19 protein-coding genes are annotated in these 19,570 nt (G+C 73.2%); 11 read left to right on the top strand and 8 right to left on the bottom strand.

The features are described from left to right. Positions 1-59: 59 nt before the first annotated feature. Together ACZ6ZI_RS11200 and ACZ6ZI_RS11195 are read right to left on the bottom strand one after the other, a co-directional pair. A complete protein-coding gene (locus ACZ6ZI_RS11200; protein ID WP_363052483.1) occupies positions 60-1,484 on the bottom strand; it encodes a sensor histidine kinase in 1,425 nt (474 codons plus the stop codon). Positions 1,485-1,496: 12 nt separating this feature from the next. After that, positions 1,497-2,225, bottom strand: a complete 729-nt coding sequence (locus ACZ6ZI_RS11195; protein WP_469518743.1) for a response regulator transcription factor — start codon at positions 2,223-2,225, stop codon at positions 1,497-1,499. Positions 2,226-2,522: 297 nt separating this feature from the next. Between ACZ6ZI_RS11195 and ACZ6ZI_RS11190 the strand changes: the two genes are divergently transcribed. The 8 genes from ACZ6ZI_RS11190 to ACZ6ZI_RS11155 all read left to right on the top strand — a co-directional run bounded on the left by ACZ6ZI_RS11190 (position 2,523) and on the right by ACZ6ZI_RS11155 (position 8,949). Continuing rightward, complete coding sequence (locus ACZ6ZI_RS11190; protein WP_363052479.1) at positions 2,523-3,308, top strand: amino acid ABC transporter ATP-binding protein; 786 nt, start codon at positions 2,523-2,525, stop codon at positions 3,306-3,308. Between the two features lie 98 nt (positions 3,309-3,406). Then, a complete protein-coding gene (locus tag ACZ6ZI_RS11185; RefSeq protein ID WP_469518742.1) occupies positions 3,407-4,261 on the top strand; it encodes a glutamate ABC transporter substrate-binding protein in 855 nt (284 codons plus the stop codon). Between the two features lie 83 nt (positions 4,262-4,344). After that, positions 4,345-5,019, top strand: coding sequence for an amino acid ABC transporter permease (locus tag ACZ6ZI_RS11180; protein WP_363052475.1), 675 nt, complete (start codon positions 4,345-4,347; stop codon positions 5,017-5,019). Then, positions 5,016-5,903: an amino acid ABC transporter permease gene (locus ACZ6ZI_RS11175; protein ID WP_363052473.1), complete on the top strand. Its 888-nt coding sequence runs from the start codon at positions 5,016-5,018 to the stop codon at positions 5,901-5,903. Before ACZ6ZI_RS11180 ends, ACZ6ZI_RS11175 begins: the two co-directional genes overlap by 4 nt. A 238-nt stretch (positions 5,904-6,141) precedes the next feature. Next, positions 6,142-7,776, top strand: a complete 1,635-nt coding sequence (locus ACZ6ZI_RS11170) for an FAD-dependent monooxygenase (RefSeq protein ID WP_469518739.1) — start codon at positions 6,142-6,144, stop codon at positions 7,774-7,776. A 32-nt stretch (positions 7,777-7,808) separates the two neighbouring features. Then, entirely contained in the window at positions 7,809-7,895 is an 87-nt protein-coding gene (locus ACZ6ZI_RS11165) for a putative leader peptide (protein WP_311318651.1), read from the top strand. A 74-nt stretch (positions 7,896-7,969) separates the two neighbouring features. Beyond that, positions 7,970-8,545, top strand: a complete 576-nt coding sequence (locus tag ACZ6ZI_RS11160) for a cupin domain-containing protein (RefSeq protein ID WP_469518737.1) — start codon at positions 7,970-7,972, stop codon at positions 8,543-8,545. Then, entirely contained in the window at positions 8,542-8,949 is a 408-nt protein-coding gene (locus tag ACZ6ZI_RS11155; protein ID WP_469518735.1) for a rhodanese-like domain-containing protein, read from the top strand. The genes ACZ6ZI_RS11160 and ACZ6ZI_RS11155 overlap by 4 nt, the downstream gene beginning before the upstream one ends. 63 nt (positions 8,950-9,012) lie before the next feature. On the opposite strand, the gene ACZ6ZI_RS11150 is transcribed toward ACZ6ZI_RS11155, so the two are convergent. From ACZ6ZI_RS11150 to recA, 3 genes are all read right to left on the bottom strand, one after another. After that, positions 9,013-11,628: an ABC transporter permease gene (locus tag ACZ6ZI_RS11150; protein WP_469518733.1), complete on the bottom strand. Its 2,616-nt coding sequence runs from the start codon at positions 11,626-11,628 to the stop codon at positions 9,013-9,015. Between the two features lie 345 nt (positions 11,629-11,973). Further along, positions 11,974-12,540 carry a recombination regulator RecX gene (gene recX, locus ACZ6ZI_RS11145; RefSeq protein WP_469518731.1) on the bottom strand — a complete coding sequence of 189 codons (567 nt, stop codon included), beginning with the start codon at positions 12,538-12,540 and terminating at the stop codon, positions 11,974-11,976. Positions 12,541-12,544: 4 nt separating this feature from the next. Next, positions 12,545-13,660 (bottom strand): recombinase RecA, encoded by a 1,116-nt coding sequence (recA, locus tag ACZ6ZI_RS11140; protein WP_363052463.1) that lies wholly within the window; start codon positions 13,658-13,660, stop codon positions 12,545-12,547. Positions 13,661-14,042: 382 nt separating this feature from the next. On the opposite strand from recA, the gene ACZ6ZI_RS11135 reads away from it, so the two are divergent. Continuing rightward, entirely contained in the window at positions 14,043-14,999 is a 957-nt protein-coding gene (locus tag ACZ6ZI_RS11135) for a GlxA family transcriptional regulator (RefSeq protein WP_469518728.1), read from the top strand. A gap of 67 nt (positions 15,000-15,066) precedes the next feature. On the opposite strand, the gene ACZ6ZI_RS11130 is transcribed toward ACZ6ZI_RS11135, so the two are convergent. Then, on the bottom strand, positions 15,067-15,975 hold the full coding sequence (locus tag ACZ6ZI_RS11130; RefSeq protein WP_469518726.1) for a S1 family peptidase: 909 nt from the start codon (positions 15,973-15,975) through the stop codon (positions 15,067-15,069). Positions 15,976-16,269: 294 nt separating this feature from the next. Between ACZ6ZI_RS11130 and ACZ6ZI_RS11125 the strand changes: the two genes are divergently transcribed. Beyond that, positions 16,270-16,695 carry a hypothetical protein gene (locus tag ACZ6ZI_RS11125; RefSeq protein WP_469518725.1) on the top strand — a complete coding sequence of 142 codons (426 nt, stop codon included), beginning with the start codon at positions 16,270-16,272 and terminating at the stop codon, positions 16,693-16,695. Between the two features lie 118 nt (positions 16,696-16,813). Here the strand turns inward: ACZ6ZI_RS11125 and ACZ6ZI_RS11120 are convergent, their stop codons facing one another. Then, on the bottom strand, positions 16,814-17,368 hold the full coding sequence (locus tag ACZ6ZI_RS11120) for an HPP family protein (RefSeq protein WP_469518724.1): 555 nt from the start codon (positions 17,366-17,368) through the stop codon (positions 16,814-16,816). Positions 17,369-17,561: 193 nt separating this feature from the next. Between ACZ6ZI_RS11120 and ACZ6ZI_RS11115 the strand changes: the two genes are divergently transcribed. After that, entirely contained in the window at positions 17,562-18,353 is a 792-nt protein-coding gene (locus ACZ6ZI_RS11115; protein ID WP_469518721.1) for a Clp protease N-terminal domain-containing protein, read from the top strand. Here the strand turns inward: ACZ6ZI_RS11115 and ACZ6ZI_RS11110 are convergent. Further along, positions 18,274-19,395, bottom strand: a complete 1,122-nt coding sequence (locus tag ACZ6ZI_RS11110; protein WP_469519563.1) for an AI-2E family transporter — start codon at positions 19,393-19,395, stop codon at positions 18,274-18,276. The genes ACZ6ZI_RS11115 and ACZ6ZI_RS11110 overlap by 80 nt on opposite strands. Positions 19,396-19,570: the final 175 nt, after the last annotated feature.

Below are 19,570 nucleotides of genomic sequence, written 5' to 3'. Positions count from 1 at the left end.
CCGGCGGCCGCCGGCCCGCGTGCGCCGGTCCGTGTGCGCCGGCCCGCGCCGACCCGCGGTCAGCCCTGGGCGGTGTCGGCCTGCGGATCGGTGCGGGGCACGGCCACGGTCACGCGCAGCCCGTGCGGCGGGTTCGTCTCGTAGGAGAGGGATCCGCCGCCGGCGGCGAGCAGGGCGCGGGAGATGGACAGGCCGAGCCCGGAGCCCTTGATGTTCTGGTGGCGTCCGCTGCGCCAGAACCGGTCGCCGACCCGGTGGAGTTCCTCCTCGGTGAGGCCGGGTCCGCGGTCGGCGACGACGACGAGGGCGCTGCGTCCGGCCGCCGACACGGAGACCTCGACCTCCTCGCCGGCCGGGGTGAACTTCAGGGCGTTGTCGATGACGGCGTCGAGGGCGCTGGACAGGGCGATGGGGTCGGCCCAGCCGGTGACGGCGGAGCGGCCGGACCCGGTGAGGCGTACGCCCTTCTCCTCGGCGTAGGGGCGCCAGGCGTCGACCCGTTCCCCGGCGAGGGCGCCGATGTCGGTGAGGCTGATCTCGGCGGAGGCGTGTTCGGCCAGCGCCAGGTCGAGGAGGTCGTCGAGGACCTGGGCGAGGCGTTTGCCCTCGGTGCGCACGGAGGCGATCTCCTCGTTGCCCTCGGGGAGTTCGAGGGCGAGGAGTTCGATGCGCAGGAGCAGTGCGGCGAGCGGGTTGCGCAGTTGGTGGGAGGCGTCGGCGACGAACGCGCGCTGCTGTTCCAGCACCTCTTCGACGTTGTCGGCCATCTCGTTGAACGAACGGGCCAGGCGTCGCAGTTCCGGGGGGCCGCCGGAGGCGGCGACGCGGGAGTTCATGCGGCCGGTGGCGATGCCGTGGGCGGCGGCGTCCAGGGTGCCGACGGGCTTGAGGACCCAGCTGGTCAGGCGCAGGGCGGCGCCGAAGGCGAGCAGCATGGCGGCGGCGAGCCCGCCGGCGATGATCAGCCAGCCGCGCAGGATGCGTTCGCGCATCAGGTCGGTGGGTGACTCGGTGGCGACGACGGCGACGACGTCGCCGTCCAGGACGACGGGGGAGGCGACGAGGAGCTTGCCGTGGGTCTGCCAGGGCCAGACCTGGCCGGGGTCGTGGCTGCGCCGGCCGGCGAGGGCCTCCTGGTAGGCCCGGTGGCCTTCGCCGGACTCGGGCAGCTGCCACCAGCCGGGGGCGCGGGCCATGGCGTTCTCGTCGCGGCCGAAGATGCCGACGCGGATGCCGTACAGCTCCTGGTAGCGGGCGAGTTCGAGTTGGAGGGTGGCGAGTCGTTCGTCGGCTCCGGTGGCGCCGGAGCCCTCGGCGTCGATGACGAACTGGGCGAGGGCGGCGAAGCGGGCGCTGTCGTCGATGCGGTCGACGACGACCCTCTGTTGTTGGGCGGCGGCCAGGCTGACGGCGAGCGGGAAGCCCAGCGCGAGCAGGACCCCCGCCATCAGGATGACGAGGAGGGGGAGCAGCCGGGCGCGCACGGCGGGTCCCCGCTAGGGCGCGGCCGGGGTGACGAGCCGGTAGCCCACCCCGCGGACGGTCTCGACGAGCGCGGGCATGCCCAGCTTGGAGCGCAGCGAGGCGACGTGCACCTCCAGGGTGCGGCCGGTGCCCTCCCAGCTGGTGCGCCAGACCTCGCTGATGATCTGTTCGCGGCGGAAGACGACGCCGGGCCGCTGGGCGAGCAGGGCCAGCAGGTCGAACTCCTTGCGGGTGAGCTGGACGTCCTTGCCGTGCACGCTGACGCGGCGGGTGGGCAGCTCGATGTCGACGGGGCCGAGGCGCACGAGGGCGGGGGCCGCGGCGGTGGTGCCGGAGCCGGGGCCGGTGGTCTCGTCGGCGGCGGGCCCGGTGCGCCGGGCGACGGCGTGGATGCGGGCGAGGAGCTCGCCGGTGTCGTAGGGCTTGACGACGTAGTCGTCGGCGCCCATGTTCAGGCCGTGGATGCGCGAGCGTACGTCGCCGCGGGCCGTGACCATGATCACGGGCGTGCTGGTGCGCTTGCGGATCTTGCCGCAGACCTCGTAACCGTCCTGGTCGGGCAGGCCGAGGTCGAGCAGGATCACGCCGAAGGGGGTGACCTGGGGGGTGTCGGCCGGCAGGAGCGCCTGGAGGGCCTCCTCGCCGTTGCGGGCGTGCGTCACCCGGAAGCCGTGCCGGGCGAGGATCGCGGACAGGGCGGCGGCGACGTGGTCGTCGTCCTCGACGAGCAGCAGTCTCACAGCGGTCCCCTTTCCTGTTCTCGGCGCCGGGACGGGGCGTGGCCCACGGAGCACGACCCACGACGGGCCACCCTGCATCCACGCCCATGGAGAGTGTCACGTCAAGGGGGTTCCGGCCCGGTCGGTCTTCCGTTATGCACCCGGTACGCGTACATCGTGCACCAGTCGGGGACCGCGCACGGAGCGTATACGGCCGAGGCCGTTTCGTTATGCTCAATTCTCCCTCAGATGTGGTGACGGTGTGCGCGCGTCGTCACTACTGTCCTCCCAACCGACGGAGGACGGAGCAAGAAGCCGATGAGCGGAGTATCAGTGACCAAGGACGTGCAGGACGCGGCCGGTGCCGCGGACGGCCTGGTCGTACTGAGCAACGTCAACAAGCACTTCGGCGCGCTGCACGTGCTTCAGGACATCGATCTGAGCATTGCCCGCGGTGAGGTCGTCGTTGTGATCGGTCCCTCGGGATCGGGCAAGTCCACGCTGTGCCGGACGATCAACCGTCTGGAGACGATCGACTCGGGCAGCATCACGCTGGACGGGAAGCCGCTGCCGGCGGAGGGCAAGGAACTGGCCCGGCTGCGTGCCGACGTGGGCATGGTCTTCCAGTCCTTCAACCTGTTCGCGCACAAGACGGTGCTGCAGAACGTGATGCTGGGTCAGCTCAAGGTCCGCAAGACGGACCCCGCGACGGCCACGGAGAAGGCGAAGTCGCTGCTGGACCGGGTGGGGGTCGGCTCGCAGGCCGACAAGTACCCGGCGCAGCTGTCCGGTGGCCAGCAGCAGCGCGTGGCGATCGCCCGCGCGTTGGCGATGGACCCGAAGGTGATGCTCTTCGACGAGCCCACCTCGGCGCTGGACCCGGAGATGATCAACGAGGTGCTGGAGGTCATGCAGCAGCTCGCGGCCGAGGGCATGACGATGGTCGTCGTCACGCACGAGATGGGCTTCGCCCGCTCGGCGGCCAACCGCGTCGTCTTCATGGCCGACGGCAAGATCGTCGAACAGGCCACTCCCGAGCAGTTCTTCAGCAACCCGCGCAGTGACCGCGCCAAGGACTTCCTTTCGAAGATCCTGCACCACTGACGTTCTCGTCTGGTAGTGATCCGGTCGACAGAGCACGCCGTCGCGCACGACGGGCCCCGCTCGTCGTTCAACAACGTCTCACCCGAGGGAAGTTCACCATGAAGGTTTCCAAGGTCGGTGCGGCCGTCGCCGCGGCCGTCGTCCTCGCCATGACCGCGACCGCCTGTGGCGGCGGCAGCGACAAGGCCGCCTCCGACGCCGGCCCGTCGGGCGGCGGCGGCAAGGACAAGATCGTCATCGGCATCAAGTTCGACCAGCCCGGCCTGGGCCTGAAGACGCCGGACGGCAAGTACACGGGCTTCGACGTCGACGTGGCCACGTACGTGGCCAAGGAGCTCGGCTACCAGCCGGACCAGATCGAGTGGAAGCAGGCCGTCAGCGCCGAGCGCGAGAACCTGATCGCCAACGGTGACGTGAAGTTCATCGTCGCCACCTACTCGATCAACGACAAGCGCAAGGCGAAGGTCGACTTCGCCGGCCCGTACTTCCTGGCCCACCAGGACCTGCTGGTCCGCGCGGACGACTCGAGCATCACCAAGGTCGAGGACCTCAACAAGAAGAAGCTCTGCTCCGTCACCGGCTCCACCTCGGCGCAGAACATCAAGAAGGACCTGGCCAAGGAAGCCGACCTCCAGGAGCTCCCGGGCTACTCCGAGTGCCTGACCGGCCTGGAGAACAAGTCCATCGACGCCCTGACCACGGACAACTCCATTCTGGCCGGCTACGCGGCGCAGGAGAAGAACAAGGGCAAGTTCAAGCTCGTCGGCCTGAACATGAGCAACGAGAACTACGGCATCGGTCTGAAGAAGGGCGACAAGGACCTTCAGACCAAGATCAACACCGCGCTCAAGAAGATGGTCTCGGACGGCTCGTGGGAAGCGGCCGTGAAGAAGAACCTGGGCCCGGCCGACTACAAGAACGAGCCTGCCCCGCAGATCACCGAAGGCAGCTGATTTCCCGGTGAGGTGCGCCGCCCCCCGCCCACCGCGGGCGGCGGCGCACCTCACCGGCCATCCTGGGGAGAGCGCAGGGCATCGTGTTCGATTTTCTTGATTCCGGGCAGTACGACGTGCTCGGAGCCTTCTGGGTGACGGTTCAGCTCACCCTCTACTCGGCGGTCGGTTCGCTCATATGGGGCACCGTCCTGGCCGGGATGCGGGTCAGCCCGGTCCCGCTGATGCGGGGCTTCGGCACCGCCTACGTCAACCTGGTGCGCAACACCCCGTTGACCGTGCTGATCATCGCCTGCTCCCTGGGTCTCAGCCAGACCCTCGGCATCAACATGGGCGGCGAGACCTTCAAGGAGACCGGCTTCCGCCTCGCGGTGTTCGGCCTGATCGCCTACACCGGCACCTTCGTCTGCGAGGCCCTGCGCTCGGGCATCAACACCGTGCCGGTCGGCCAGGCGGAGGCGGCGCGCGCCCTGGGGCTGAGCTTCTTCCAGGTGCTCACCCTGATCGTGCTCCCCCAGGCCTTCCGGGCGGTCATCGCACCGCTCGCCAACGTACTGATCGCACTCACCAAGAACACCACGGTGGCGGCGGCCATCGGCGTGGCCGAAGCGGCCCTGCTGATGAAGGAAATGATCGAGAACGAGGCCGACGCGCTCTTCGCCGTCTTCGGGATCTTCGCCCTCGGTTTCTGTCTGCTGACCCTGCCCACCGGTCTGCTGCTGGGCTGGGTGGCCAAGCGAGTGGCGGTGAAGCGATGAGTTCCGTGCTGTACGACACCCCGGGCCCCAAGGCCAAGGCCCGCAACTGGATATACAGCGGCGCGTTCGTCGTGCTGTTCGGGCTGGTCCTGTGGTGGGCGCTGTCCCTGATGGCCGAGAAGGGCCAGCTCGCCGCCGACAAGTGGTCCCCCTTCGTCACCGACGGCCAGATCTGGACCACCTTCCTCATCCCCGGCCTGCTGGAGACCCTCAAGGCCGGCGTGATCGCCATGGTCATCGCCCTGCCCCTGGGCGCGCTCCTCGGCATGGGACGGCTCTCCGACCACGCCTGGGTGCGCGGTCCGGTCGGCGCGTTCGTCGAGTTCTTCCGCGCCATCCCGGTGCTGATGCTGATGCTGTTCGGCAGCGCCTTCTTCGTTCAGTTCACGCCCGTCACCTCCGACGTGCGCCCCCTGTACGCCGTGGTGACCGGCCTCGTCCTCTACAACGCCTCGGTCATCGCCGAGATCGTCCGGGCGGGCGTGCTCTCCCTGCCGCGCGGCCAGACCGACGCGGCCAAGGCGATCGGCATGCGCAAGGGCCAGACCATGGTCCACGTGCTCATTCCGCAGGCCGTCACGGCGATGCTGCCCGCCCTGGTCAGCCAGCTCGTGGTCATCCTCAAGGACACGGCCCTCGGCGGTTCGCTGCTCGGCCTCGCCGAACTGCTCTCGATGAACCGGCAGATCTCGGCGAACTACAGCAACACGATCGCGACCCTCGTCGTGATCTCGCTGATCTACATCGCGGTGAACTTCGCCCTCACCACCTTCGCCTCCTGGATGGAGCGCAGGCTGCGCAGGTCGAAGAAGGGCTCCGGCACGGTGGACGGCGCGGCGCGGGTCGACGACCTGGCCACGGGCGCCGCGGCGACCGGCGCCTGAGTCGGGCCGGGGGCCCTTCGGCCCCCGCCGCCTGAGCTCCGGCCCTCCCGTCCGGGGGCCGAAGGGGCTGACGTAGAGTCAGCCGTCGTGCGTGACCCGTGTGGTGCGGCGGATTCCTCCGCCGCACCACACGTCGTCGCACCACACCACGTCCTCCCGACCGGGGTCACTTGACGCGGGCACCTTCAGTGGGTTGCATACGTTCTGTGATCACATACCGGACATCGGGAGCCGCATCATGGACCCGGTGATCGTCGTCGGCGCGGGTCCCGTCGGGCTGTCCCTGGCCCTCGCCCTCGCCGGCCACGGCGTGCCCAGCGTCCTGCTCGACGAAGGGCCCGGCAAGGAGGAACCCCGGCCCGCCCGTTCCGTCGTCCTGCACGCCGACACCGCCGCCATGGCGCACCGGCTCGGATGTACGACGCTGCGCGACGAAGGCGTGCCCTACGCCGCCTGGCGCACCCTGCGGCGCCGACAGGAGAGCGGGCGCGTCACCTTCGACGACCGCCCCGCGCCCCTGCACCTGCCGCAGCACGCCCTGACGCGCGGGCTGCGCGACGCCGCGGGAGCCGAGCCGCTCGTCCGGCTGGTCACCGACCACAAGCTGGAGTCCCTGGAGCAGGACGGTCGCGGCGTCACCGCGCACTCCCGGGGGCCCGGCGCCGGCCGATGGCGCGGCAGCCACCTGGTCGGCTGCGACGGCGCCCGCTCCACCGTGCGCAAACTCCTCGGCATCCGCTTCCCGGGCCGGACCGCGGTGGAACGCCACGCCGTGGCCGCCCTGCGCGCCGAACTACCCTGGCCGGGCGAGGCGTTGCTGCACCGCAACCCGCCCTCGGGCCCCGCGGAGATCACCGCCCGGCCGCTGCCCGACGGGGTGTGGCGCCTGGACTGGCTGCTGCCCGCGCGCGGGGAACTCGTCACGCCCGACGCGCTGGTCCTCCTCATCCGCGACACCCTGGCGGGGTGGTGCGGCGGCACGACTCCCCCGTACGACCTCATCGACACCGGCGTGCACACCCTCCACCACCGCCTCGCCCGACGCTGGCGCGACGGCCGGGCCTTCCTCGCCGGGGACGCCGCGCACCTGCTGGGCGCGCTCGGCACCCAGGGCGTCGAGGAGGGGCTGCGCGACGCGGAGAACCTCGCCTGGAAGCTGGCCCTGGACTGGCACCAGGGCGCCTCCGAGGCCCTGCTCGACAGCTACGAGGACGAACGCCGCACCGCCGTGGCCGCCCGGCTGCGCGCCGCCGACCAGGCCATGCCCGCCCTGCGCGGCGGCAGCGGCCTGCGCGGCCTGCTGCCGGGGTCGGCCCGTTCCGCCGAGACCCTGCTCACCGACGGCCACCTGGGGCGGGGCCCGCTGGGCGCCGAGCCCGTGTACGCCCCGCCGGTGGCCGTCCGCGAGGTCCCGACGGCCACGGAGCCCGGCGGTCCGGTGGTCGACGTCCCCGTGACCGCGCCCGACGGGGCCACGGTTCCGCTGCGCGACATGCTGGGCCGGGGCCGCCTGCTGGTGCTGCTCGTCGCCCCGGGCACGGGGGTCTGGGACCGGCGGCACTGGGTGGGCGCGGGGTTGATGCCCCGGCTCGCGGCGGCGGTCACCGCCCTGCCGGTGCCGGCGGAGCTGCTGGTCGCCGACGACTACCCGGGCGCCCCCGCGCACACCGTGCTGCTCGTCCGGCCCGACGGGCACCTGGCGGCCACCTTCGCGGGCGTGCGCCCGGCGGAGCTGTACGAGGCCGCCGACGCGGTCCGGGCCGGGGCCCCCGAGCGGGCCGACACCCCGGGCGGGCGCGGCGGCCCGGAGCGGGCCGGCGGGCCCCGCACGACGGACTCCCCCTCCACCACGCCCACAGTGGTGATCGATTGACGCTCACGGGGAGTCGTGGTTCACTCGCCGACATGACCGGCAACGACGTACGCCTGTGGCGGAGGGTCCATATGGACCTGCTCCGCTACGCGGGCTGCGTGTGTCGTCCTTCCTGCTGACTCGCCTCCCTCCGCGCGCCCGTGTGCCCCCTCGCGGCCCGGCGCGCCCTTCGCGAACCCAGGACGGTCATCCCATGTCTGCGCCCGCATCGACGCACGCCCCTGCCCCGAAGCACACGGCACCCGCTCACCTTCCCGCCCCCGGCCGTACGCCCGGCGCCCCGACGGCCGCCGAACTCCTCGACTTCGCCCTGCGCACCGCCGCCGACCCGGCGGTCGTGGGCTCCCTGCCCCTCGACCCCGAGGGCCGCACCTGGATCCGGCTGGACGGCCCCGGCGGCAGTGAGGCCTGGCTGATCGGCTGGCCCCCCGGCGCGGGCACCGGCTGGCACGACCACGCCGAGTCGCGGGGCGCGTTCGCCACCGCGCGGGGCCGGCTCACCGAGCGGTCCCTGAGCGTCCGACTGCCCTCGGAGGGCTGGCAGTCGCTGGAGCTGGCCCCGGATGTGGACCGCACGCGCGGCCTCGACGCGGGCGTCGGCCGGGCCTTCGGCGAGCACCACGTCCACGAGGTGCTCAACGAGTCCCCCTCCGAGCACGCGATCTCCGTGCACGCGTACTACCCGCCGCTCCCCCTGATCCGCCGGTACGGCCGCAGCGGACCGGTCCTCACCCTGGAGCACGTCGAGCGCCCGGCGGACTGGCAGTGAGCGCCCCCGGCGTCGGCATCGACGAGCTGCTGGAGCGGATCCGCGAGGGCTACACCCGCGTCGGTCCGCAGGAGGCCTACGAAGCCTTCCTGCGCGGGGCCCTGCTGGTCGACATCCGCTACCAGGCGCTGCGGGAGCGGGACGGGCTCATCCCCGGCGCGGTGGTCATCGAGCGCAACGAGCTGGAGTGGCGCCTGGACCCCCGGGGTTCACACCGCATCCCGCAGGCCTCGGACCACGACCTGCGGATCGTCGTGATCTGCAACGAGGGGTACGCCTCCACCTTGGCGGCGGCCTCCCTGCACGCGCTGGGGCTGCGCCGCGCGACGGACCTCACCGGCGGGTTCCAGGCCTGGCGGAACGCGGCCCTGCCCACCACCCCGCCCGTCGGCACGACGGCGTAGCCGCGTCGGGCGGGCGGGGCCACCGACCCCCACCCGCCCGACGCGCCCCGCCCCGCCCCGGTGCTACGCCTTGGACATCGCCACCTCCACCGGGGGCGTCCGCAGGGCGACCCGTCCCGGCAGGGCCGTCGCGCCCAGCGCCAACAGTCCGGCCGCGCCCACCACCATCGCGTACGCGAGCGGCAGCACGGTCGGGGCCGCCGAGCCGGTCATGCCCACGCTGAACGCGGTCAGCACGGCCAGCGCGATCCCCGTCCCGAGCACCGCACCGATCAGCAGCACGGCCAGCGTCTCCGCCCGCAGCATCTGCCGCACCTGCCACCGCTTCGCTCCGGCCAGCCGCAGCATCGCGAACTCGCGCAGCCGCTCGGCGGTCGACATCGCCAGCGTGTTGACCACCGCGATGGCGGTGAACGCGAGCACCAGGCCCATCACCAGCAGGTTGATCTCCGCCCCGGCGGCCTGCCGCTCCGCCCGGGCCTCGTCCGCGTCCGCCGCGGACAGCACCGCGACGCCCGGGTAGCCCCGTACGGCCTCGGTCAGTGCCTGGCGGCCGGTGCCCGGTTCCGCCGCCACCAGGACGGCGGCGGCCAGCGGGTTGTCGACGTGCGCGGCGACCAGGTCGCGCGGCAGCGTCAGGTCGCCGAAACCCAGCCCCCGCGCGTAGACGGCGGACACCGTGAGGGTGACCGGCGTCCCGTCGCCCAGGGCCAGGCGCAGCGGGCTGCCGGGCTCCAGGCCGAGCTGCCGCGCGGCGAGTTCGCTGACGGCGGCGTCGCCCTCGCCGAAGCCGTCGAGGCTGCCGCGCACGACGCCCGGGTCCCAGGTCCGGGTCAGGCCGGTCGGGGTGACGCCCTGGGCGGCGTACTTGGTCAGGCCGACCCGCACCGAGGTCCGCACGATCTCGGTGGCCGCAGTGACCCCGGGCGTACGGCGGATCCGGTCGACGGCCTCCGGGCCGACCCCGGGGCCCTGGGCGGCCAGCACCCACGGCGCCCGGACGCCCTCGCGGGCCTGGGTACGGGCGGCGTCCCCGAGGGTCGGCGCGATGAACAGCACGGTGCAGGTCATGCCGATCAGCAGCGCGAGCGGGGTGACGGCGGAGGCCATCCGCGTCGCGTTGCCGCGCAGGTTCGCGCCGGCCAGCCGGCCCCCGGCGCCGGCCAGCCGCAGCGGCCCGGCGAGCAGGGCCGCGGCGGCGCGGACCAACAGCGGTCCGAGCAGCGAGACGGCGCCGGCCAACACCACCACGGCCAGGAAGGTCACCGGGGTCGAGGCCGGTTCGGTGCGCAGGGAGGCGAGTACGACGACCAGCACCGCCCCGCCCGCCAGCAGGACGAGCCCGATCAGCGTCCGGACCAGGCCGGGGCGGCCCCGGTCCACGGCGGCCTCGGCGAGGGCTTCGGCGGGCCGGATGCGGGCGACGCGCCGGCCGGTGATCCGCGCGGCGGTCCAGGCTCCGAGCAGGCTCGCCGCGACGGCGGCGAACATCGGGAAGATCCCGGCGGTGGGTTCCAGGGTGGCGGGGACCACGCCTTCGGCGACGAAGCGATCGTGCAGCCAGGAGGCGAGGGGAAGCCCGGCGAGGGCCCCGGCGACACCGGCGGCCAGTCCGACGATCAGCGCCTCCCGCCCGATCAGCCGGCGGACCTGCTTCGGGGTCGCGGCGATCGCGCGGAGCAGGGCCAGTTCGCGGTGGCGCTGCTGGACGGAGAGGGCGAAGGCGCCGACGACCACGAGGACCGCGACGAGGAGGGAGGTGCCGCCCATGGCGCCGCCCATCGACACCAGCTTGACGCGGGCTCCGGCGGCGTCGAGGAACTCGACGGGGCCGCGGGCGTCACCGGTGGAGACGACGGCGGCGCCCCGCGCCGGCGGGACCCGCGCGCCCTCGACCCGCGCTCCCGCGTCCTGCGCGCCGGAGGCCCGTTCGGCGTCGCGCAGCGCCTGACCGATCCGCCCGGCGAGCACCCGCGGATCCACCCCGGGCGCGGGGAGCACCCCGATCGCGGAGACCCGCCCGGCGCGGGCGGCGAGCCGCTCGGCCTCGGCGTCGCCGAAGAACAGCGCGCCCTGGTGGGCGAGGTCGCCCCGCGCCGCCCGGGCGACACCGCTGACGGTGTACGTCTTCGGCTCGCCGCCGGCCTGGACCGTCAGCCTAGACCCGGGCTTCAGCGCGGCCCGCGCGGCCAGGCCCCGCTCGACGACGACCTCGTCGCCGCCGCGGGGTCCGGCGCCCTCGGTCAGGGTGAAGGGGGTGAGGACCGCGGAGGTCCAGGCGTGTCCGTACGAGGGCGGGGACCCTGCCGCGGCGCCCGCGACCATCGCGGCGGCCGGGAAGGTGAGCTCGGGGACCACCCGGGCTGCTCCGGGGACCGAACGGACCGTGTCCGCGGTCGCGGCGGGCAGCCAGGCCCGCTCGGTGACGGGCTTGGCCTTGTGCTTCGTCTTGGTCTTGCCCTTCTTCTCCTTGACCGTGGTCTGGTGCACGTTCTGGTCGGCGGAGACGACGATCGGCGTGCCCGCGTAGCGCTCGGTGGCGATCTTCCCCCGGAGTCCGGTCTCCAGGAGGGTGCCGCAGGCGGTGACCAGAGCGGCCGCGCACAGCAGCGCGACGAAGGCTCCGAGGAAACCGGCCTTGCGGTCCCTGACGGTCTGAAGGGCGTAACGCAGCATCATGCGGAAAACTCTGCCGTCCGGCCCGCGCCCTGACATTGGAGCGCCCCGGCGTCCGCACCCGGGGGCTAGCCCCACCCCCGCCGCGCTTCGGCCCGCCGTGCCGCAGACCCGAACCGGCCCCGGCGTCGACCCCGATCCCGGCCCGCCCCAGGTTCAGGTCCCGGCCCACCGACGGGCCCCCGCCCCGGCTCAGGGCCGGCCACCGACGGCCCCGCCCCGGCTCAGGACCCCACCCCGACTCCGTCCCAAGCCCCGGCCCCGGGCTTCAGCCCCGAACCCGGCCCCGTACCGCCCATGGGCCCCGCCCCCGCGCGCCCTCCCCCGAGGGCCCGCGCCGGGCCGGGCTCAGCCCGCCGGGTCGCCGTAGCCCAGGTCGTCGGCGTCCTCGCCCTCCGCCTCCAGCGCGCGCCGCACCACCCGCAGGGCCATGCCCTCCGGGTACCCCTTGCGGGCGAGCATCCCGGCGAGGCGCCGGATCCGCTTGTCCCGCTCCAACCCGCGCGTGGCCCGGAGCTTGCGCTCCACGAGCTCGCGCGCGGTCTGCTCCTCCTGCTCGGAGTCCAGCTGCTCCAGGGCCTCCTGGACGAGGGTGGTGTGGACCCCCTTGGTCCGCAGCTCCTGGGCGAGTGCCCGGCGGGCCAGGCCCCGGCCCCGGTGCCGGGACTCGACCCAGGCCCCGGCGAAGGCGGCGTCGTCGATCAGGCCCACCTCCTCGTACCGGGAGAGGACCTCCTGCGACACCTCGTCGGGGATGCCCCGTTTCGCGAGGGCGTCCGCGAGCTGACGCCGGGTACGGGGCATCCCGGTGAGCAGGCGCAGACAGATCGCCCGCGCCTGCTCCTCGGGAGTCTGGGGCGGCAGCTCCTGGCGGCCCTCCCGGCCTCCGGCGCCGCCCCTCTCCTGTTCCCGCACCGGGTCAGCTCTTGGCGGCGGCGGCCTTGGCCGGCGTCTTGGCCTTCGTCGCGGGGGCGGGAACGGCTGCCGCGGCGCCGTCCGCCGGAGCGGCGGCCGTCTCCTCGGCGGTCGCTTCGTCCTTGCGCACTCCGACGCCGAGCTTCTCCTTGATCTTCCGCTCGATCTCGTTGGCGAGGTCGGGGTTGTCCTTCAGGAAGTTGCGGGCGTTCTCCTTGCCCTGGCCCAGCTGGTCGCCCTCGTACGTGTACCAGGCGCCGGCCTTGCGGATGAAGCCGTGCTCGACGCCCATGTCGATCAGGCCGCCCTCGCGGCTGATGCCCTGGCCGTAGAGGATGTCGAACTCGGCCTGCTTGAACGGCGGCGCGACCTTGTTCTTCACGACCTTGCAGCGGGTGCGGTTGCCGACCGCCTCGGTGCCGTCCTTGAGGGTTTCGATGCGACGGATGTCGATACGCACCGAGGCGTAGAACTTCAGCGCGCGACCACCGGTGGTGGTCTCCGGCGAGCCGAACATCACACCGATCTTCTCGCGGAGCTGGTTGATGAAGATCGCGGTGGTCTTGGACTGGTTCAGCGCACCCGTGATCTTGCGGAGGGCCTGGCTCATCAGGCGGGCCTGGAGACCCACGTGCGAGTCGCCCATCTCGCCCTCGATCTCCGCGCGCGGGACGAGCGCCGCGACGGAGTCGATGACGATCAGGTCGAGCGCACCGGAACGGACCAGCATGTCGACGATCTCGAGCGCCTGCTCGCCGGTGTCCGGCTGGGACAGGATGAGGTTGTCGGTGTCGACGCCGAGGGCCTTGGCGTACTCGGGGTCGAGGGCGTGCTCGGCGTCGACGAAGGCGACGGTGCCGCCGGCCTTCTGCGCGTTCGCCACGGCGTGCAGGGTCAGGGTCGTCTTGCCGGAGGACTCCGGGCCGTACACCTCCACCACGCGGCCGCGCGGCAGACCGCCGACGCCGAGGGCGATGTCCAGCGCGGTCGACCCGGTCGGGATGACGTCGATGGGGTCGTTCGGCTTGTCGCCCAGGCGCATGACGGCGCCCTTGCCGAATTGCCGTTCAATCTGTGCGAGCGCGGCGTCGAGAGCCTTCTCGCGGTCGGTGCCTGCCATGGGTTCCACCCGGTTTGCTTGAGTCGATCGCTTCACGCCATTGACGCTAACGCCTGCCACTGACAATGCGCTTCCACGTCCGGTTCGGCTGTGGATAACTCATCAGAATGGATGTTCGATTTCCCTGTCAAGCGCGCCGCGCCGCCCCCGGTCCGGGCGGGTCCGGTGCCCCCGTACAACGACGGACGGGGCCCGCGGTGGCGCGCCGCCGCACACGGGAAGGACAGCGGAAGGGCACGGAGGGGCACGGAGGGGCACGGAGGGGCACGGGAAGGCCGCCCCGGCCGCGCCGACCCCGATGCCATCGATGCCATCGATGCCACCGATGCCACCGATGCCACCGACCACGGGAAGACGGCCGGGCCGCCGGCATACTCCGGGCATGCCCGCCTTCACCACCGTCGCCGCGTACGTCCCGCCCGGAGTCGGCATGCTGGCCGTCGGCATCGTCGCGGAGGTGTTCGGCCCGCACGGGGAGGCGGTGCCCGGCTTCGACTTCGCCCTGTGCGCGGACCGGCCCGGGAACGTCCCGACCGACCTCGGCGTACCGCTGGCGATCGGGCACGGCCTGGACCGGCTGGCCGCCGCCGATCTGGTGATCGCCCTGCCGGGGGCCGGTTTCCGTACGCCGCCCGGGCCCGCCGTCCTCGACGCCCTGTCGGCCGCGCACGCGCGCGGGGCCCTGGTCGCCGCGCACTGCGTCGGCGCCTTCGCGCTCGCCGCGGCCGGCCTCCTCGACGGCCGTCGGGCCACCACCCACTGGCGCTTCGCCGGGCTGCTGGCCCGGAGCTATCCGGAGGTCACCGTCGAGCCCGAGGCCCTGTACCTCGACGAGGGGCGCGTCACCACGGGCGCGGGGGCCGCCGCGGGCTTCGACCTGTGCCTGCACCTGATCCGACGGGAGCACGGAGCCGCCATGGCCAACCACATCGCCCGGGACATGGTGCTGCCCTCCCACCGGGACGGCGGCCAGGCCCAGTACCTGGCCGCCCCGGTCCCCGAGGACGGTGAGGACGAGCGCCTCGCGGACGTCCTCGCCTGGGCCCGCGCGCACCTGCACGAGCCGCTCCCGGTGGCGGATCTGGCCCGCCGGGCCGTGATGAGCAAACGGTCCTTCGCCCGACGCTTCGCCGCCGCCACCGGGACCACCCCGCACGCCTGGCTGCGGGAGCTGCGCCTGAGCGCCGCCGAGGAGCTGCTGGAGACCACCGACCTGCCGGTCGAGGAGGTCGCCCGCCGGGTGGGCTACGGCAGCGCGGCCGTCCTGCGCGAACGGTTCGTGGAGCGCCGGGGCGTACCGCCCCGCGCCTACCGCCGCTCCTTCACCCACAGGGGGTAGGGCCGCCGCGCCAGGCCCCGCCCGACCGCCGTGACCGTCGGGCGGGGATACCTGACGCGGCCGGCCGTTACGGCTTCGGCACGGCGCACCCGGGGCGGTTCAGGTCGATCTGGCTGCCGGGGCCGATGCAGGGCACGAGGGTGTACGTCTGCTGGGCGTAGTTGATGCCCCGGCGCACGGTCACGTTGCCGCTCTGGTCGACCTCGCAGGGGTTGTTGTCCGTGCAGCGTCCGCCGCTCTCGTTGCCCGTGTTGTTGACGGCGACCACCTTGCCGGTGGTGGTGTCGATCACGGGCGAGCCCGACGTGCCGCCGATGGTGTTGCAGGAGGAGGTGTAGCGGACGGAGTCCTTCCAGGTCCAGGCGCCTTCCTTGAGGCGGTAGGCGAAGCCGTCGACGTTGCAGCTGTAGGTGCGCTTCCAGTACCCGGACACCACCTTGACGGCGGAGCCCTGTGCGGGACGGACGTCGTTCAGCGTCAGCGCGTTGATGCCGTACTGGCTCTGGATCTGCGCGTAGGTGGTGGTGAGTTGGTAGAGCGAGACGTCCGTGTCCGTCATCGTCCCGTACGCGATCTTGTTGGCCCGCAGCGTCGCCACCTTCGAGCCGGCGGCGTTGAGCAGCGAGAACGTACGGCTGGAGGAGCGGTTGACGATGACCTCGCCCGCGGCGGGGAACCCGGTCTCCAGGCAGTGCCCGTTGGAGAGGACGAGCGCGGGGTCGTTCGGCTGGGAGCCGGGGGCGCGGACGACGGAGCCGGAACAGTTGCTCAGCGCGACCGTCCCGGCGTAGGTGACGGCGGCGGCCGAGGCCGAGTCGGCGGCGGGGCCCGCGGCGATGGGGGCCGCGACGGCCGGGGCGGAGGCGGGCGTTGCGACATCGGAGCGGTCCGCGCCCTGATGGGAGGCCACGGCGGGCGCCGCCGCGACTCCGGTCAGGAGCAGGGAGAGCACGACGCCGGCGAGAGGCTTGTTCATGTGGGGGTTCCCCTCTGGTGACGATGCGACCGAAGATCCTTCGGTTGTCATGCGCATTGTTTGTCTGGGGAATCCAACTCACAAGAGGGCATGGGGAGTTGCGGAACGAGGCCGGCCGGAAACGCTCTTGCCCCCTTCCGTCGCCAATCGCCCCAACACCCACGAGGCGGGCGGAGGGCATCATTCCGGGGCGCTTGGGCCACGTCCGCGGGCCGCCCGACCCCCCGCCGCACGGGGCCGGTACCCTGCGGTGCCCCCGACCGGGGGAGCGTGAAATTCCGCCCAGGAGGACCCATGGCCGTCAAGAAGGCCACCATCCAGCAGCAGGTGGCGGACGCCCTCGCCCAGGCGAACCCCACCGACCGACCCATCGTCACGATCCAGGCCGTCGCGGGCCCCAGCGTGTGGTTGATGAGCATGCTCGGCCTCATCGGCCAGGCCTTCCTCACCTACTACTTCGTGACCGTCACCGAGCAGGCCGTGGTGCTCCACCGGGCGAGCCGGATGAGCAACCGCCCGCAGGAGATCGTGTTCGCGATACCGCCGGCCGAGGCCGTCGGCACCGTGAGCGAGATCAAGCGCAACGCCATCTGGAGCTCGTTCCGCATGCGGCTCCCCGGCCAGGCCGCGCCGACCCGGATGAACGTGCACCGCAACTGGCGGGGCGAGATGGACCAGCTGTTGGGCCTGCTCGGCGGCCAGTCCCGGCCCGCGGCCTGACGGACCGCACCGCGGCGGCCGACCTCCCCGGTCGACCGACGGGCGGCGGAGGGGGACCCGTCCCCAGCCCCCCTCCGCCGCTCCACCGCCCCTCCCCCCGACCCGGGCCGGGGTCACTTCACCACCAGTACACGGGATAGCGGACGGCTCCCCGCCGCGCCCTCGACGCGGCCATGCCGGCCAGCACCAGCAACACCGCCGCCCCCGTCAACAACGGTACGAAGACGACCGGATCCGGCGCCTGGAGGACCACCACCACCGTGGTCGCGGCCGCCGGCGAATGCGGGGTCCGGGCCAGGGTCATGACCCCCACCGCGACGCCCGCCGCGAGCGCGGCCACCCATGGCGCGCGCCCCAGCAGCGCCAGCCCCAGATAGCCGACCGCCGCGCACAGCAGGTGCCCCGCGACGACGCTGCGCGGCTGGGCCAACGGGAGCGCGGGCACCCCGTAGACGATCGCCGCGCTCGCCGCGATCGGCGGGATCAACACCGGCTCGTGCAGCAGCGCGCCGATCCCCACGAGCGCGAGCAGCGCGGCCGCCGCGACGCCTCCGCTGTGCAGGGCCGCGGCCGGCGCGGGCGAGGCGGGCGCGGGGGCCCGCCCGGCGAAGGCCCGCAGGGTGGCGCGACCGGGCTCCGCGCCGATCCGCTCGGTACTCGTATCCACACTCATGACCGCCAGGTCTACGGCGCCCCCGTATCGCCGGCCTATACGCGCGGGCCGCACGGCCGCGACCCCACCCCGCTCCGCCCCACCGCCGCCCACCCCCACCGCGACCCACGACGACCCACGCCGGCCCACGCCGACCCACCGACTGACAACCCAGGGTTGACACTCCTCACAGCGTCAACCTAGGGTTGCCTCCATGACGAACCCTCCCGTGGAACCCGTCCGCATGACCAACCCGGTCCGCCTCGACGACCTGATCGAGGCCATCAAGAAGGTCCACACCGACACCCTGGAGCAGCTCAGCGGCGCCGTCGTCGCGGCCGAGCACCTCGGGGACGTCGCCGACCACCTCATCGGCCACTTCGTCGACCAGGCCCGCCGGTCCGGCGCCTCCTGGACCGACATCGGCCGCAGCATGGGCGTCACGCGCCAGGCCGCCCAGAAGCGCTTCGTCCCCAAGGAGGACAAGGCGGCCGACCCGCAGTCCGCCCAGGGCTTCGGCCGGTTCACCCCCCGCGCTCGCAACGTCGTCGTGGCCGCCCAGGAGGAGGCCCGCGCCGGCGGCCACGCGGAGATCCGCACGGAACACCTGCTGCTCGGTCTGCTCGCCGAGCCCCAGGGCCTCGCCGCGCACGCCCTGCGCACGCAGGGGGTCGCCCCCGAGGACGTCCGCGCGGCGGCCACCGCCCATCTGCCCGAGGGCGTGGCGGCGGCCGAGGTCCCCGAGATGATCCCCTTCGACCTCTCCTCGCGGAAGGCCCTGGAGCTCACCTTCCGCGAGGCCCTGCGCCTGGGCCACGACTACGTGGGCACCGAGCACGTCCTGCTCGCCCTCCTCGAACTGGAGGACGGCGACGGCGTGCTGAGCGCGGTCCTCGGCGTCGACAAGGCCGCCGTCGAGGCCGAGATCAGCTCGCTCCTGTCCGGCCTCCTCGACGCCAACGGACCGACCGGACCGGGCGAACCGGGCGACCAGCGCCCGTCGTAGCCCCGTCGCCGGGCTCGGCGACCTCGTAGCGCCTGACGTAGGCACCGAGGAAGGCCTGGAGGGTGGCGACGGCCGGGATCGCGATCAGCGCCCCGACCGCGCCCATCAGGGCGGTGCCCGCGACGACCGAACCGAAGGCCACGGCCGGATGGATGTCGACGGTCTTCGAGGTCAGCTTGGGTTGCAGGACGTAGTTCTCGAACTGCTGGTAGACCACCACGAACCCGAGCACGTACAGGGCGTACCAGGGATTGACCGTGAAGGCGATCAGCGTCGGCAGCGCGCCCGCCAGGTAGGTGCCGATGGTGGGGATGAACTGCGACACCAGCCCCACCCACACCGCGAGGGCGGGCGCGTACGGCACGTCCAGGATCACGAACAGGACGTAGTGCGCGACCCCGGAGATCAGTGCCATCAGGCCCCGGGAGTAGAGGTAGCCGCCGGTCTTCGCGACGGCGATCTCCCAGGCCCGCAGCACCTCCGCCTGCTTGGCGGGGGGCAGTACGGAGCACAGCGCGCGGCGCAGCCGGGGGCCGTCGGCGGCGAAGTAGAAGGAGAACAGGCCGACCGTCAGCAGGCGGAAGAGCCCGCCGAGCACGGTGGCCGACACGTCGAGGACCCCGCTCGCGCTGTTCTGGACGTACTTCTGCAACCAGTCGGAGCGCAGCAGGCTGTCCTGGATCTCCAGCCGGGACAGCTCGGTGCGGAAGGTCGAGTTGATCGAGTCGATCACCGAGTCGAGGTAGCGCGGGAAGCCCTCGACCATGGCGACGATCTGCCCGGCGAGCATCGAGCCGAGCAGCGCGAGGAAGCCGGCCACCGCCACGAACACGGTGAGGAACACCAGGAAGGTGGCGAGCCCGCGCCGCATGCCGCGGGCCGCCATCCGGGCCACGGCCGGCTCCACGGCGAGCGCGAGGAAGAACGCGATCAGGATGTTGAGGAGCAGCCCGATCAGCTGGTGGAAGGCCCAACTGCCGAGCTGGAAGCAGGCCACGAGGGCCAGTACGAGGACCACCGCGCGCGGCAGCCAGCGCGGCATGCGGGCGTCCGCCCCGGCCGCGCCGGGCACCCGGCCCCCGGGACCGCCGGGCCCGGCCGGGTCCGGCGGCCAGGGCGGCGTCGCACCCGCGGCGCCCGCGGCGCCCGCGGCGCCCGCCGAAGCGCCCTCGCGAGCACCCGGGGCCTGCGGCCCGCCCCCCGCCGCGCCCCGATCC

Source organism: Streptomyces sp. NPDC103540 (genome assembly GCF_055584445.1).
This window is presented reverse-complemented; position numbering and strand designations above follow the sequence as displayed.

Excerpts from the sequence above, each read along its gene's own strand:
- ACZ6ZI_RS11150 (WP_469518733.1), bottom strand. The coding sequence starts at position 11,628 with ATGATGCTGCGTTACGCCCTTCAGACCGTCAGGGACCGCAAGGCCGGT.
- ACZ6ZI_RS11115 (WP_469518721.1), top strand. The coding sequence starts at position 17,562 with ATGACGAACCCTCCCGTGGAACCCGTCCGCATGACCAACCCGGTCCGC.
- recA (WP_363052463.1), bottom strand. The coding sequence starts at position 13,660 with ATGGCAGGCACCGACCGCGAGAAGGCTCTCGACGCCGCGCTCGCACAG.
- ACZ6ZI_RS11110 (WP_469519563.1), bottom strand. The coding sequence starts at position 19,395 with ATGCCGCGCTGGCTGCCGCGCGCGGTGGTCCTCGTACTGGCCCTCGTG.
- ACZ6ZI_RS11120 (WP_469518724.1), bottom strand. The coding sequence starts at position 17,368 with ATGAGTGTGGATACGAGTACCGAGCGGATCGGCGCGGAGCCCGGTCGC.
- ACZ6ZI_RS11165 (WP_311318651.1), top strand. The coding sequence starts at position 7,809 with ATGACCGGCAACGACGTACGCCTGTGGCGGAGGGTCCATATGGACCTG.
- ACZ6ZI_RS11175 (WP_363052473.1), top strand. The coding sequence starts at position 5,016 with ATGAGTTCCGTGCTGTACGACACCCCGGGCCCCAAGGCCAAGGCCCGC.
- ACZ6ZI_RS11125 (WP_469518725.1), top strand. The coding sequence starts at position 16,270 with ATGGCCGTCAAGAAGGCCACCATCCAGCAGCAGGTGGCGGACGCCCTC.
- ACZ6ZI_RS11130 (WP_469518726.1), bottom strand. The coding sequence starts at position 15,975 with ATGAACAAGCCTCTCGCCGGCGTCGTGCTCTCCCTGCTCCTGACCGGA.
- ACZ6ZI_RS11170 (WP_469518739.1), top strand. The coding sequence starts at position 6,142 with ATGGACCCGGTGATCGTCGTCGGCGCGGGTCCCGTCGGGCTGTCCCTG.
- ACZ6ZI_RS11190 (WP_363052479.1), top strand. The coding sequence starts at position 2,523 with ATGAGCGGAGTATCAGTGACCAAGGACGTGCAGGACGCGGCCGGTGCC.
- ACZ6ZI_RS11185 (WP_469518742.1), top strand. The coding sequence starts at position 3,407 with ATGAAGGTTTCCAAGGTCGGTGCGGCCGTCGCCGCGGCCGTCGTCCTC.
- ACZ6ZI_RS11135 (WP_469518728.1), top strand. The coding sequence starts at position 14,043 with ATGCCCGCCTTCACCACCGTCGCCGCGTACGTCCCGCCCGGAGTCGGC.
- ACZ6ZI_RS11160 (WP_469518737.1), top strand. The coding sequence starts at position 7,970 with ATGTCTGCGCCCGCATCGACGCACGCCCCTGCCCCGAAGCACACGGCA.